The organism is Nostoc sp. JL23 (genome assembly GCF_017115065.1).
Classification (GTDB): Bacteria; Cyanobacteriota; Cyanobacteriia; order Cyanobacteriales; family Nostocaceae; genus Nostoc; species Nostoc punctiforme_A.
Genome location: NZ_JABXKN010000121.1, coordinates 1 through 13,803, shown reverse-complemented (window position 1 = coordinate 13,803; position 13,803 = coordinate 1). Strand labels below are relative to the sequence as shown.

General features: G+C 43.4%; 12 protein-coding genes. 4 read left to right on the top strand and 8 right to left on the bottom strand.

Annotated features, from left to right (window positions below):
* Positions 1–131: 131 nt before the first annotated feature.
* From HWQ42_RS23900 to HWQ42_RS23890, 3 genes are all read right to left on the bottom strand, one after another.
* Positions 132–1,208, bottom strand: coding sequence for an aliphatic sulfonate ABC transporter substrate-binding protein (locus HWQ42_RS23900; protein WP_292816679.1), 1,077 nt, complete (start codon positions 1,206–1,208; stop codon positions 132–134).
* A 215-nt stretch (positions 1,209–1,423) separates the two neighbouring features.
* Positions 1,424–2,305 (bottom strand): TauD/TfdA family dioxygenase, encoded by an 882-nt coding sequence (locus HWQ42_RS23895; RefSeq protein WP_292816677.1) that lies wholly within the window; start codon positions 2,303–2,305, stop codon positions 1,424–1,426.
* A 241-nt stretch (positions 2,306–2,546) separates the two neighbouring features.
* Entirely contained in the window at positions 2,547–3,899 is a 1,353-nt protein-coding gene (locus tag HWQ42_RS23890; protein ID WP_292816675.1) for an N-acetylmuramoyl-L-alanine amidase, read from the bottom strand.
* A gap of 165 nt (positions 3,900–4,064) precedes the next feature.
* Here HWQ42_RS23890 and dnaG point away from each other — a divergent pair, with 165 nt between their 5' ends.
* Positions 4,065–6,020 carry a DNA primase gene (gene dnaG, locus HWQ42_RS23885; RefSeq protein ID WP_292816867.1) on the top strand — a complete coding sequence of 652 codons (1,956 nt, stop codon included), beginning with the start codon at positions 4,065–4,067 and terminating at the stop codon, positions 6,018–6,020.
* A gap of 191 nt (positions 6,021–6,211) precedes the next feature.
* On the opposite strand, the gene HWQ42_RS23880 is transcribed toward dnaG, so the two are convergent.
* A complete protein-coding gene (locus HWQ42_RS23880; RefSeq protein WP_292816673.1) occupies positions 6,212–6,943 on the bottom strand; it encodes an MBL fold metallo-hydrolase in 732 nt (243 codons plus the stop codon).
* Positions 6,944–7,136: 193 nt separating this feature from the next.
* Between HWQ42_RS23880 and HWQ42_RS23875 the strand changes: the two genes are divergently transcribed.
* A complete protein-coding gene (locus HWQ42_RS23875; protein WP_292816866.1) occupies positions 7,137–8,666 on the top strand; it encodes a site-2 protease family protein in 1,530 nt (509 codons plus the stop codon).
* Between the two features lie 34 nt (positions 8,667–8,700).
* On the opposite strand, the gene HWQ42_RS23870 is transcribed toward HWQ42_RS23875, so the two are convergent.
* From HWQ42_RS23870 to HWQ42_RS23855, 4 genes are all read right to left on the bottom strand, one after another.
* Positions 8,701–9,957 carry an FAD-dependent hydroxylase gene (locus tag HWQ42_RS23870; RefSeq protein WP_292816672.1) on the bottom strand — a complete coding sequence of 419 codons (1,257 nt, stop codon included), beginning with the start codon at positions 9,955–9,957 and terminating at the stop codon, positions 8,701–8,703.
* A 383-nt stretch (positions 9,958–10,340) separates the two neighbouring features.
* Entirely contained in the window at positions 10,341–11,219 is an 879-nt protein-coding gene (locus HWQ42_RS23865) for a peptidoglycan recognition family protein (protein ID WP_292816670.1), read from the bottom strand.
* Positions 11,220–11,513: 294 nt separating this feature from the next.
* A complete protein-coding gene (locus HWQ42_RS23860) occupies positions 11,514–12,443 on the bottom strand; it encodes a leucine-rich repeat domain-containing protein (RefSeq protein WP_292816668.1) in 930 nt (309 codons plus the stop codon).
* A gap of 437 nt (positions 12,444–12,880) precedes the next feature.
* Entirely contained in the window at positions 12,881–13,108 is a 228-nt protein-coding gene (locus HWQ42_RS23855) for a hypothetical protein (protein WP_292816666.1), read from the bottom strand.
* Here HWQ42_RS23855 and HWQ42_RS23850 point away from each other — a divergent pair.
* Both HWQ42_RS23850 and HWQ42_RS23845 read left to right on the top strand, forming a co-directional pair.
* Entirely contained in the window at positions 13,108–13,248 is a 141-nt protein-coding gene (locus tag HWQ42_RS23850) for a hypothetical protein (RefSeq protein ID WP_292816664.1), read from the top strand. The two genes, HWQ42_RS23855 and HWQ42_RS23850, sit on opposite strands and share 1 nt — an antisense overlap.
* The gene (locus HWQ42_RS23845; RefSeq protein ID WP_292816662.1) at positions 13,229–13,582 is read left to right on the top strand and encodes a type II toxin-antitoxin system PemK/MazF family toxin; all 354 of its coding nucleotides are present in this window, start codon (positions 13,229–13,231) and stop codon (positions 13,580–13,582) included. Before HWQ42_RS23850 ends, HWQ42_RS23845 begins: the two co-directional genes overlap by 20 nt.
* Positions 13,583–13,803 lie beyond the last annotated feature (221 nt).

The window sequence follows — 13,803 nt, the reverse complement described above, 5'->3', positions numbered from 1 at the left end:
AAGTTTTATTGTGTTTTACTAAGTATTAGTTGACCTAATACTTAGCTTATCTAATAATATATAGGATAATTGCGTAGTTTATCGCCGCAGGCATCGCGTCTGGTTTTGTAGCAAGCTTGCTGATTCAAAGGTTAAGCCTTGTTCCTAACGGCATCTGGTGTAATCGCTGCATACTGCTGGGCAGTTAAGGTTGCTCCTTTAACATCAACTTGTTTTGGCACAACTTTCAGTTCATACAAAAGATCCGCAACCTTTTGTTGAGCGCTAATTACTTCCTCAGTAATTGGTCTCATGTCATATTTTCTTCTCGTCAGCGCCAATTCCATAGTATCGACATCAGTGTTGACCTTCGGCGCGAGGATTTCGGCAGCAGCCCGCCTGTTTTTGTTTGCCCACTGCCCAACTTGGTAGTACTCTGACAAAATTGCTTTCAAGAGTTCACTATTATTAATTGCAAAATCTCGTGAAGCTAGGTAATAAGCTCCTGGCGTCTTAATTCCTTGGGCGTCTCGTAAGACCCGAATCGTGCCTTCCCGTTGCAGCTTGATCAGACTAGGATCGCTTTCTACAAAGGCATCAACCGTGTTATTCAAAAATGCTGCTCTTCCATCTGCAATGGGTAGATTCACTGAATCAATATCACTGATTTTTAGCCCTACCTCTTCAAACGCTTTCACCACAAAAAACGTCTGAGCCGTCCCTCTAGAATAAGCAACTTTTTTACCTTTAAGACCTGCCAATGTTTGGATTGGAGAATCCTTTAGCACAACAATTGCGGAACCTTCTCCAGTACCTGGCGGCGTATTAACTACATAAATCAGATTAGTACCAGCTGCCTGAGCAAAAATGGGTGGCGTTTCGCCAGCAGGCCCAAGGTCAATGCTACCCACATTTAAGGCTTCCAATAATGGAGGCCCAGACACAAATTGCGACCAAGTAACACCTATGCCTTGAGGAGCCAAGCGTTTTTCGATCGCGCCTTTTTCGTGTGTTAGATCCCCTGAAACTTGGTAGCCAAGTCGAACCAACTTGGTACTGGCTTTATTGTTACTAGTGGCATTAGCACTCAAGGTTGTGTTGTTGTTATTGCCTGTGCTGCCGTTGTTTGTTCCACAACTGACTAAGGCAGTAAAAGACATTAATCCATAAAAAGTGTAAAGTAAATCACGCCTGGATATTGAGTGCTTTCCAATTTGCAGTCTGACCATAGCTTTCTATCTCATCTTGACGCTGATACCGTGGGAGCAAAATCTCTGCAAGCTGACCGAATCGATTAGAGCTTCTATCCCTGCTAAGAAGGCTAGATCCAATCGCATCTAGTGGTGTCAAAACTTTACTCCCCCTCAGCTCTCTAAAGTGGAGAAGGAAAGGGGGATTAAATTTTTGTATCTGAAAGAATTCACAACTTTTAGCTAGCTGAACTTTAGAAAGGACGGCTGCCTCGAATGCTAACCCGCTTCAAAACACGGGTTGCGTTGGAATTAAATTCGGGGCGATAGTGAGCCGTAGCCTGGTTGTCCCAATAAAGCAGGTCGCCCTTGCTCCAGTGGTGTTGATAAACAAAGTGGGGTTGCTTAATGTGTTCCCGCAACCGCTCAATTAGCTTTGCCCCTTCCACTGGGTCGTAATCAACAATATCTACCTCGCTAGCGGCATTTAGGAAGAGAACTTTCTTGCCAGTATCTGGGTGAGTGCGAACCAAAGGATGGGTTGCAACTCGTTCACCGGGTTCAACGGAACGACCGGCTGCATAGCTAGGCTCAGGATACTCATCCCGATACTTGCCATAGAAATTAAAATGGCGCAACTGCAAACCAGCAATCTGCTTTTTAGTAGCATCATCTAGTTCTTCGTAAGCTTGAATCAAATTCACCCAATAGGTATCAGGGCCATTTTCAGGCAGTTCTACCCCATATAAAAATGAACCGCTAGATGGTGTAGGCAACCAGTCATGATCGATATGGGGTAAAAGTTTACGATAGTTGGGTGCAATATTGACGGAACTTTCTTCAGAGGCAGCATTTGCAAGGGTAAGAACAAGAGGCGGCAGGTACGGCTCGGTTTCTCCTTTGCGGATATAGGCAGGCTGTTGGAGAATGTCGCCAAAGTAATTCGCAAACGCTAATAATTGGTCGTCAGTCAATTGTTGATTTTTGAAGATGAGGATGTGACGATCGCGCCACGCCTGCTTGAGTTGCAAGATTACTTCTGGTTCTGCTGCAATACTGGCGTCAACACCAGTAACAACTGCTCCTAAAGCTGCTCCAGTAGGCGTAATCTCAATTCGTGTTGCAGTAAATGTCATAAAAATTTCTCCTTGTACTTTGTAGTTGGTAAGGAAGCGATGGTAGTTTTCAATATAATACACTAAACCGATAGATTTACAGTAGTATGCAATGACTATATTTTTAGACTGCTGGAATCAAAGCAGAAATACTCAGTAAAATAAATGTATAGTAGGATGATTCGGTTAAATTACGCGATTGCGTTCCGCCCACCATAGGCGATCGCACATTGCAGAACCTGAGTAATTTTCCTTTCCTTACTCAAAGAAGTCCTGCTGATTCATATAATCGTTTGAGCATTGCTGAAATCTTCGTACCATAATCCAAATCTGCTGACCACCGCCCTGATAGCTGATCGATTAATGGCGCAATCCCGCGTGTGACAAAACGAAACCTTGGATCTACGACTTCTTGTACCAAAGGTTCTAAACTGGCGTAAGCTTTCAAATGTTGGATGTGCGCCCTGACTCCAATCCTGGCACTTGGAAAAGATGCAGCCTCCGAACCGCCACCGATCGCACCTAAGCCTGCAAAGTTATTTTGCTCAGGTCTAATATCGCCACCAAACCGTAAAAATCCAGTTTCTACACACATTTGGCAAAAGGCAATATCATAGTTCACTCCTTCTATACCTGCTTCTTCCCGATAAAGTTTGGGGATGTCAGGAAACTTTGTTAAGGCATTTTCATTATTGTTTCTGAGGAATAATTGTAACTGTACTTCGGAAGTATTACCGTTTGACATTACCCGTGAAAATTGACCAGGGCAAACCACCAAATTCGAGCGTAAGCTAACAGTACGCGTTGCAGCATCCCAACTGACCGCAACATTAAAATCTCGTAGTTCGATCGCTTTGACATAAACTATTTTGTGATAGGTAATTTTATTGACATTAGCTGCTTTTGAAAGGTCAATTCGTAGAAGGTCTACTAAATCAATGGGGATGTAAGCATTACCATTAACTAAAACTCCTTGTTCTGTGTAACTTTGTCCATTAATATTAATATTAATAGGTGGATAATTTGCTTCTACAGGAGTTCCAGGAGTGGGGTCAATTACACGACTCCAAGTTACCAATCCATCAACAATTCCCAAAGCAAAATCGCGGCGACGAGTTTGTAGCAAAGCCCGATCTTCTGGATTGCTGAGAAACCCCACTTGCATTACCAAAGCTGGCAGCGTTGTCTGACGACAGAATGCTAAACTACCCAATCCACTATCTGTATCTGGTTTGACTCCCCGATTCGGTAATTGGGGTACGCGGCGCAACAATCCCACTAGTAGCTGTTCAGCATTGCTCTTGCGATCGCTATTATTAGCAATGTAGAAAACGCTAGCCCCACGCACAGAAGGGCTGTTAGCCGCATTAGCTGCAATTTCTAGGGCGACATCACCCCGGCGGCCGCGAGAATTGATCCAGGAGATAGTTTGGGCGGCACTCAAGTCATCAGGAACCGCTAAAATTTCCAAACTCCGCGCCCTTAGTTCCGTGACAATCAAATCCCGCAGCAGAATCATTTCTTTTGCTTCACTCGTACCACCTGCGATCGCACCTTGATCTATTCCTCCCGCTTCTTTGCCTCCATGAGCTGCTGATATAAAAATACGCCCCATTTTCAGTATTTCCTCTGATAAAATTAAGTCTAAGCAATTGTATACATCATTCTTGGTTTGGCAACAAGAATATAATAGCTATCAGAAGTCTAAAGTCATTTGTCCTTTGGTATTTCTCCAAAGTTCATGACCAATGACCAATGACCAATGACTAATAACAAAGCCATGCAAATCCCCCGCTTGCACCCAGACACAATTGAGGAAGTTAAACTACGGGCTGATATTGTAGATGTCGTCTCGGAATACGTAGTTTTACGCAAACGAGGAAAGGATTTTGTCGGTTTGTGCCCCTTCCATGATGAGAAATCTCCCAGTTTCACTGTTAGTCAAACCAAGCAAATGTACTATTGCTTTGGCTGTCAAGCCGGAGGAAATGCCATTAAGTTTGTCATGGAATTGGGAAAGCGTTCTTTTGCTGATGTGGTACTGGATTTAGCACGGCGTTACCAAGTACCTGTGCAAACTCTCGAACCCGAACAACGCCAAGAATTACAGCGTCAGCTATCTTTGCGCGAGCAGTTATATGAAGTTCTGGCTTCTTCAGCACAGTTTTATCAACACGCCTTGAGACAATCCCAAGGACAAAAGGCACTTCAATATTTGCAATCTAACCGTCAACTTAAAGAAGAAACTATACAGCAATTTGGTTTAGGTTATGCTCCCGCAGGTTGGGAAACTCTCTATCGTTATCTAGTGGAAGATAAACATTACCCAGTGCAAATACTGGAAAAAGCGGGATTGATTAAGCCACGCCGAGAAGGGGGTGGGTATTATGATGTATTTCGCGATCGCTTGATGATTCCCATCCGCGATGTCCAAGGACGCGTCATTGCCTTTGGTGGTAGAACTCTGACTGATGAACAGCCTAAATATCTGAATTCACCCGAAACCGAACTTTTTAGTAAAGGTAAAACCTTATTTGCCCTCGATCAAGCCAAAGGTGGGATTTCCCAACTCAATCAAGCCGTGGTGGTAGAGGGATATTTTGATGCGATCGCTCTCCACGCTGCTGGTATTAATAACGCCGTCGCCTCACTTGGTACAGCCTTAAGCTTAGAACAAGTCCGGTTAATATTACGCTACACCGAATCGAAACAATTAGTACTCAACTTTGATGCTGATAAAGCTGGAACCAATGCAACCGAACGGGCGATTGGTGAAATTGCCGAATTAGCATACAAGGGCGAAGTTCAGCTAAAAATTCTCAATTTACCTGATGGCAAAGATGCTGATGAATACTTGCATAGTCACACTCCAGAAGATTATGGAGAACTGCTAAAAAATGCGCCACTTTGGCTAGACTGGCAGATTCAGCAAATTATTCAAGACCGAGATTTGAAACAGGCTACTGATTTTCAACAAGTAACTCAGCAAATAGTCAAATTACTTAAAAATATAGCTAACAGCGATACACGCAACTATTACGTTTCCTACTGTGCAGAAATACTCAGTTTAGGAGATACCAGACTTATACCCCTAAGAGTCGAAAATCTGTTAACTCAAATTGCTCCGGCTGCGGCTACATATTCTAAGCCCGTATCAGCGAAGAAAGCATGGGGAGGTGGCAAATCCCCACTCTCCATTTCCAACTCCCCACTCCCGACGGAACGCAGCCTTTTAGAACACGCAGAGGCATTATTACTACGAATTTACTTGCATTGTCCCGAACAGCGTCAAATGATTGTTGACGAACTAGAGGAGCGAGATTTGCAATTTAGCCTTTCCCACCATCGATTTTTATGGCAACAGATTTTAGAAATTTCATCCGGTGATGGAGAGACGCAAAACTTTGCATCTCTACCAAATTTAATTTCCCGTCTCCAAGATCGGTTCTTAGAATTTGACAGCGAGATCGGGTTAATTTCCCATTTATTTCATGTGGATGAAAAAAACCAAAAAGAAATACTGCGGACTCCGCAAGTAGTTCAAGCTGCGATCGCTTGTATGGATTTAGTGATGCTTGAAAAACGCTATCGTCACTTTTTGGAACTATGGCAACAAACCGATCCAGAAGCTGAACCAGAGCGGTATCAATATTATTATCAGGCTTTCTACACTGAAAAAATCAAGCTTCAACAAATAGACCGACAACGCTTATTTTCCATCACGGAGTTATTGTAGCCTTGCACCCCTACGACAGATATGGTTCAAATACATGAAAACTGCTGTCTTGACAAAATTAGGACTTACGCATGAGTTACGGAATAACGAACCGCAGAGGCACAGAGGGCGCAGAGAAATCAGAGTTTGAGAGATATTTTGCGTAAGTCCTAAAAATTTCATCCTTGCGGTTTTCAACAGCCATGCGACTTCTAAAGTGGTTGTATCCCCAGCAAATCTGGTAAATCCAGAGAGGCGAGGTGTTGATAAGCTCGATTTATAACCCGCCTACCTCTAAGAAAGCCTGTATTAGCTCCAGGACAAATATACTGAAGAGTTTCTGGTGTAAAACGTTCTAACAATAATCGAATGCTCTGAATTTGCCTTGGCCAGTGAAAGGTTTTAGCTGTCCGTAATGGTACTGCTTGACCGTACTGGTTAGGGAGTAAATGGCGACCAGAAAATAATATACCTCCAAGTTCACTGTAGTAGAAACAAGATGAGCCGGGAGAATGCCCTGATGTCCAAATTACTTGTGTTTCAGCATCAAGAGTAAATTCTTGTCTAAAGGTAGTTACGGTTAAGCCTGGTAATAAATACGCTTCTTGCTCTTGAATCAGCACCTCGCAGCCAAAGGCTTGCTGAAATTCAGCAGTCTTGCCAATAGCACCGCGATGGGTGAGAAATAACCAACGCACGCCTCCATGCGATCGCAAAAAATCTTGATTTGTTTTTTCTAGTGCAGGGCAATCTATTAGGATATTGCCTTCATTTCTTACAATAAAATAAGAGGTTCCCCCTAATGTGTCCCGATTGGGTGGAAAGGCAAAAATGCTCTCTTGTGCGAAGTCCGATTGCAGAGAACCTCCGCTGAGTACTTCGTCAGAGAAGACAGCCCGTGGTGGCTTAGTTGTATGACTTGGCTGTTGAGGTAAAGGACACATAATCAAAGAACCGAAACTGAGGAGTTGTGGACAATTTGATTACAGTGCGGAAATTCTCAAGAATTGAAACTTGAGCGTTAACCAGCACTGTTAACCATTGTGAAGAAAATTGGGATTTGAGGTCTGCCTTGTAGTTAATGCTATGGTGCTGAAGCTACTGGTGGGGCGTTTTGTCAAAATTACTGAAGAGAACATGGCATTTTGGTTTCTGTTTATCCTCCTGCTGGGGCTAGCTACTTATCTAATGGTGCAGCGCAGCGTTGCTCACATCACCCGCACACCAGTATGGTTGTTGTGGCTGGTTTTAATGACACCAGCATTTCTGTTGAGTGGATGGACGCTAATCTACGGGGCGAAACAACCTCCACCACCAGGGCTGATCCTCTGGTCGGTATTTGTCTGCACAGTCTTGTACTGGATGTTGTTTCAATGGGGGCGTCAACTACCAAGAGATACAACACAGATAGACGAAGCCCAAACCCCAGCTTCAGAATCACAACCAACTATCCAGCCTACCCCAGAACCAATAGTGCGTCCCATTGAACTAGCCGAAGAAACTCAACTGCGAAATTGTTTTCCTTGGTCTGTATACTACGTTCAAAATATTGAGTATCGTCCACAATCTGTGATTTGCCGGGGTCAGTTGCGAACTAAAGCCAGCAACGCTTACCAGCAGATTAAGACTAATATTGAAGCACAATTTGGCGATCGCTTCTTGCTGATTTTTCAAGAAGGCTTCAATGGCAAACCTTTCTTTGTCCTGGTTCCCAACACTCAAGCTGCTGCTAAACAGACAGATACACCACGACGTAAGCAGGAACGATTAACTCGTCCAGGATTAGCGCTGATGCTGCTAGTAGCTACTTTGATCACTACTACCTTGGTGGGACTGGAAAATGCTGGTGTTACTCTGCCGCCTATCTGGGATATTGGATCTTTGTTCAAGCTTTTATCTAACCCAGATGTCCTATTTAAGGGATTGCCTTATGCTTTAGGACTGATGGCTATTTTGGGCACTCACGAACTTGGGCATTATTTGACAGCTAAATTTTACAAGATTCGCTCGACGTTGCCTTACTTTATTCCCGTGCCTTTCTTTTTGGGAACATTTGGCGCATTTATTCAGATGCGTAGTCCCATTCCTAACCGCAAAGCTTTATTTGATATTAGTATTGCTGGGCCAATTGCAGGTTTTGTTATTACCTTGCCATTACTAATATGGGGTTTGGCTCATTCTGATGTGGTTTCCCTGAGTGAAAAAACCCGACTTTTAAATCCTGATGCCCTCAATCCCAAGTATTCAATTTTACTGGCTATACTCTCGAAGTTAGCTTTAGGAAGTCAGTTAACAGCAAAATCAGCCCTCGATTTGCATCCAGTTGCAGTAGCAGGTTTCTTAGGACTAATTGTCACAGCGTTAAATTTAATGCCTGTGGGACAATTAGATGGAGGTCACATTGTCCATGCGATGTTTGGACAACGAACTGCGATCGTAATTGGTCAAATTGCTCGCGTGTTGTTGCTATTACTTTCTTTAGTTAGGGAAGAATTTTTGGTGTGGGCGATTATCTTATTATTTATGCCGTTGATTGATGAACCTGCACTGAATGATGTCACTGAATTGGATAACAAACGTGACGTTTGGGGGTTACTGGCAATGGCTTTGTTGATTGTAATTATTCTGCCATTACCACAGGCGATCGCTAACTTTTTGCAAATTTAAAAAGTAAACATATCAGCGATCGCGTTCTCAAGCTTTATCGTTTTGCTAATTCTGGAGTCCGCCCCTTTAAGCCAATCATTAATTTCAGCATAAATACTTTTAATATAGGTACTCGCTGCAAGAACCATAAACCCAAGCGACGAACCACCACCACAGGGAAGAAATTATTAGAGAACATCCGATCTAACAAATCGGTGAAACCTAAAATTGTCAGATTCTCTAGCTTGCGCCAGCGTTCATAACTTTTGAGAATCTGAATGTCACCAATATCTTTACCCGCCTTGTGCGCTGCTTGAATTACTTGCGCCAAAGCTGCTGCATCCCGAATACCCAAATTTAAACCTTGTCCGCCGACGGGATGGCAATTGTGCGCCGCATCACCAATTAACGCTAGTCGCGGGAGAACGTAGCGATCGCTTTGCATGAGTTGTACCTGAAAAACAAAGCGATCGCCTAGTAATTCCAGTTTCCCCATCTGATCGCCATAGCGGCGGGTTAGTTCTGCCAAAAATTGCTCATCATTTAAAGCACATAAAGCTTTTGCTTCTTCATGGGGCGCTGTCCAGACGATGCGGCAACGGTTCCCCGGCAAAGGTAAAATCGCAAAGGGGCCGCTAGACCAAAATCTTTCGTAAGCGGTGTTATTGTGGGGTTTTTCTGGTTTGACAAATGCCACAATGCAAGATTGCCAATATTTCCAGCCAGAGGTTTTGATTCCAGCAGCTTGCCGAATTGGCGATCGCGATCCATCTGCTGCTACAACTAATTTGCTGCGAACTGTTCTTAGTTGATCGGCAACTTTAATATCTATGGCGACTATATTTTGCTGGTATTGCGTATTTACCACTTCCGCCGGACACAGATAAGTCACATTTGGGCAATCTTGGACAAAATCTTGCAACGGCTGCAACAAGGCTTGGTGTTCCGCCACATAACCCAACTCTGGGGTATTTATATCGTCTGTACTAAATTCCACCACATTGGGATGATCGGCATCCGAAAGACGGACTTGGCAATACTTGGCGATTTGCGGCAACATTTTGTCCCAAACACCAATACCTTCATAAATCAGCGACGAAAGTTTGTGAACTGCATAAGCTTGTCCCTTTGCTACCGCCGCTGATGCCACTTTTGCCTCAATAAGCAAGACACTCAAACCAGAATCTTTTAAAGCAGAGGCTAGAGTTAACCCAATAATCCCACCGCCGACAATTACCAAATCATATTCATATCCCCGCTCATTTGGCGGTGTTAGTTGAGGGGAAATTTGCTCAAGCTGCGTTATGGTCATTGTTAAGTTAGATTACAGCGTCTTAACTCTTATTTTGACGCGATCGCGCCTTCTTGAGCAAGTTAACACTTCAAAATTAAAGACGGTCCTCATCCCCTAACCCCTTCTCCCAAATGTGGGAGAAGAGGAACTAGAGAATTTGCTCCCCTCTCCCACACTTGGGAGCTACGGTGTATACACAAGTCTGAAATACCTGATGAATCTGGGTTTTACCCCACCCTAACCCTCCCCTTATAAAGGGGAGGGAACTGGATTTCCGGTTTCCCCCCTTTATAAGGGGGGATTAAGGGGGGTAATTCGAGTTGTGTATACACCGTAGCACTTGGGAGAGGGGCTGGGGGTGAGGGCAAAATATGGCAGCCCACCCCACAAGATTGAATAATTTATTTGCTGACTCGATAAATTGGTCTAACCTGACGATAAGTATTAAGCAAGCTGAGAAATTTATTCCCATCAAAATTTATCGGGTCAACTTTTTTACCAGAACGGTCTACTAAATGGTGCGTAGTGATGCGATCGTCTGGAACTTGACTTTGAGCAATTAACCAAGCAAGAGAATTATATTGAGCCTCCGTGTAGCCGCTATGGGTTTGTTGACTGCCACTGTCATAACTATCTGGCGGTGTTTCCAAAGAGACGTGATAAGCAAAATTATTCACAGACGCGGGTAAAGTCGGATTAGTCTGCACAGTTTCCACTCCCAGCGAACCATCAAACACAGAGTTAGCTGCACCAAAAGCCCGCTTGTCTGGCGGTACTAGATAAACCACCGTTCCGTCTAACTTGATTAAAGCGTGGTAACTTGCTTGCACACTTTCATCGTTATGGGCTACTTGAAAGAAATTGATGGCGCTAGAAGCTGAATAACCAGTTTCATGGATGACGATAATTGGTTGGTTGCTGAGAGGAATGCCATTAACATCTTGGGTGTAACGTTCACCATAGTTACTTGGATCGACTGAGACAACTTGATAATTAGGTCTGTACTGGGCAAAAGCTTGAGTGGTTATATACCTTGCTACAGGCTGGTTAGTCTTGACTGGGGACTTGATAACATTTTGAAATTTCTTCTCTGGCTCTTTCGCTGATTGAAATTGCGCCTGGGGATATTTACTGAAAGCTGTAACCGGTGGATTGGATGCACGGGATATTGTCGGATTGTTGTGTAATTTTGTTGCTCGTCCAATTAGCAGCACTACAATTAAAGTGGCGAACATCAGCCAGATTAGTAGCACCCTAGTCACCCAGTCTGTAAACTTCATTTTTCTAATACCCGTAAAACGGTAGATATTAATTTATAGCTAAACTGGCGTGTCAGTCGTAGAGGCGCACTTCTGTAAACCCCTACCGCTTATGGTATCCAAATAATAATCGCTATAATACCTTAATTCTAGTCAAATATACCTTGATAATCCCTGCAATAGTGCTGTTAAAAGCTATTTAATTTCAATGCCGTGGGTAGTGGATTTGTGGGTGTGAAAGTCTTCATCGTGTAGCGCTGTTAATGATGTTTTACCCGCATCCTCTTCACCAACTACTAGCAGCTTAGAAAGATATTATCCTTTAGCTTCTAACCTGGCTCGAAGATAGGTCAAAATTGCCTCCGTTCCCTGCTCAACAATTTCAGGCGGTGGCGAGCTTAATTGTGGATTGTTCTTGAAGGATAGGCTTGTCAAGTTTGAGAGTTGGCTGATTTCTGGCGGCAGGCTGCTGAGTTGATTGTAAGAGAGGTCTAGCCATATTAAGTTTGAGAGTTGGCTGATTTCTGGCGGCAGGTTGCTGAGTTGATTGCCAGGGAGGTCTAGCCATTCCAAGTTTGAGAGTTGGCTGATTTCTGGTGGTAGAATGCTAAGTTGATTACAAGAGAGGTCTAGCCATATTAAGTTTGAGAGTTGGCAGATTTCTGGCGGTAGGCTGCTGAATTGATTACCAGAGAGAAATAGCTCAGTTAAGTTGGAAAGTTGGTTGATTTCTGGCGGTAGGTTGCTGAGTTGATTTTCATTGAGGAATAGCTCAGTCAAGTTGGAAAGTTGGCTGATTTCTGGCGACAGGCTGCTGAGTTGATTTTGATTGAGGTTTAGCCATGTCAAGTTGTAGAGTTGGCTGATTCCTGGCGGCAGGCTGCTGAATTGATTACCAGAGAGGGATAGCTCAGTCAAGTTGGAGAGTTGGCTGATTTCTGGCGACAGGCTGCTGAATTGATTGTTCTCAAGGGATAGCTCAGTCAAGTTGGAGAGTTGGCTGATTTCTGGCGGCAGGCTGCTGAGTTGATTTTTATCGAGGTATAGGTGAGTCAAGTTGGAGAGTTGGCTGATTTCTGGTGGCAGACTGCTGAGTTCATTACCACAGAGGGATAGCTCAGTCAAGTTGGAGAGTTGGCTGATTTCTGGTGGCAGATTGCTGAGTTGAGTGTGATTGATGTTTAGCACCGTTTCCTTTTCTCTGGCAGCTTTTTCAATAATTTGCAACAGTTCTTCGTTTGTCATCAGCAAACCTCACCAACTCTGTAGCGATATTTACAAAAATAGTGTATCGCAGGTTATGGGGAGTAGGGAGTGGGGCTAAATTTATGTGTTCTATCTGCGTAGAAACGGCTGTAATATTTAAATTAACAGGATGCGTAGGTGTAGCCCGTTGTAGACATCGCTAACCTAGCAATAACATTCACTCGTTAACGGAGTTCAAAGACTCGTCGGCGAGTATAAAAGACTCGTTAACGGAGTTCAAAGACTCGTCGGCGAGTATAAAAGACTCGTTAACGGAGTTCAAAGACTCGTCGGCGAGTATAAAAGACTCGTTAACGGAGTTCAAAGACTCATCAGCGAGTATAAAAGACTCGTTAACGGAGTTCAAAGACTCGTCGGCGAGTATAAAAGACTCGTTAACGGAGTTCAAAGACTCATCAGCGAGTATAAAAGACTCGTTAACGGAGTTCAAAGGGTGCGTTACGCTTTTGCGCTAACACACCCCAGGATTGCGATCGCTTTATAATTGCGATATCTACGACGGGCGTAGCTGCGGCATCACCAACGCTACAGGCGATCGCTTTATGACATACATTGAATGTAGTTAGCAGTCGGCAATTCCATGAATATTCGTCAAGAACTTCTAAGTCTGATTGAACAACTGAATGATGAGCAGTTATCAGCATTGCTTGATTTAGCTCTTTCTTTCAAGAATGGCGAAAAATCTGTTAACCCTGCTGTTGAGTCTCAGGCTTATCAGGATTGGGTAAGCCCTGAAAATGATATTTACGACGAAGTATTTGCTGATGAACTTACAGCGCGGTGATGTTGTCTTGTGTCGAGTCCCCATGCCTTCAACCGGATTGGCACAGTTTAAAATTCGCCCTGCTGTTGTAATTTCGGCAAATCAATTGAATCAAATTCTTGATGATTTGATGGTTGTGCCTTGTACTTCTAACACTAATCGCCCTTTAACTGTGACGCAATACTTGATAACGGGCGATGAAATTGCCAGTGCAGGTATTAGAGTTGAGTCTGTAGTTCGCTGTGAATCAATTTTTACATTAAATAAATCTATGATTCTCAGAAAGCTAGGTTCTCTTTCCTCTGAGATAATTAATCAGGTGAATTTTTGTCTAATAGCGGCTTTGGAATTATAAATTACTGCGATCGCTTTATAATTGCGATGTCTACGACGGGCTATTCGGTGTCGCAGTTATAAAACCAATCCATAACTACTTATCCCAATTATCTTGATGGAGAAACGGTTTCGTGAGTTTGAGAAGATGGTTTACTCAAGAAGAAATTCCAAATTCTTTGAATAGCTAAGTAAGACGAGGTGAAAAAACCAAACTATGTAAAGATAAGTAAATACGTATGA

Excerpts from the sequence above, each read along its gene's own strand:
- HWQ42_RS23895 (WP_292816677.1), bottom strand. The coding sequence starts at position 2,305 with ATGACATTTACTGCAACACGAATTGAGATTACGCCTACTGGAGCAGCT.
- HWQ42_RS23865 (WP_292816670.1), bottom strand. The coding sequence starts at position 11,219 with ATGAAGTTTACAGACTGGGTGACTAGGGTGCTACTAATCTGGCTGATG.
- HWQ42_RS23880 (WP_292816673.1), bottom strand. The coding sequence starts at position 6,943 with ATGTGTCCTTTACCTCAACAGCCAAGTCATACAACTAAGCCACCACGG.
- HWQ42_RS23855 (WP_292816666.1), bottom strand. The coding sequence starts at position 13,108 with ATGCTGATAACTGCTCATCATTCAGTTGTTCAATCAGACTTAGAAGTT.
- HWQ42_RS23845 (WP_292816662.1), top strand. The coding sequence starts at position 13,229 with ATGAACTTACAGCGCGGTGATGTTGTCTTGTGTCGAGTCCCCATGCCT.
- HWQ42_RS23860 (WP_292816668.1), bottom strand. The coding sequence starts at position 12,443 with ATGACAAACGAAGAACTGTTGCAAATTATTGAAAAAGCTGCCAGAGAA.
- HWQ42_RS23870 (WP_292816672.1), bottom strand. The coding sequence starts at position 9,957 with ATGACCATAACGCAGCTTGAGCAAATTTCCCCTCAACTAACACCGCCA.
- dnaG (WP_292816867.1), top strand. The coding sequence starts at position 4,065 with ATGCAAATCCCCCGCTTGCACCCAGACACAATTGAGGAAGTTAAACTA.
- HWQ42_RS23875 (WP_292816866.1), top strand. The coding sequence starts at position 7,137 with ATGGCATTTTGGTTTCTGTTTATCCTCCTGCTGGGGCTAGCTACTTAT.
- HWQ42_RS23900 (WP_292816679.1), bottom strand. The coding sequence starts at position 1,208 with ATGGTCAGACTGCAAATTGGAAAGCACTCAATATCCAGGCGTGATTTA.
- HWQ42_RS23890 (WP_292816675.1), bottom strand. The coding sequence starts at position 3,899 with ATGGGGCGTATTTTTATATCAGCAGCTCATGGAGGCAAAGAAGCGGGA.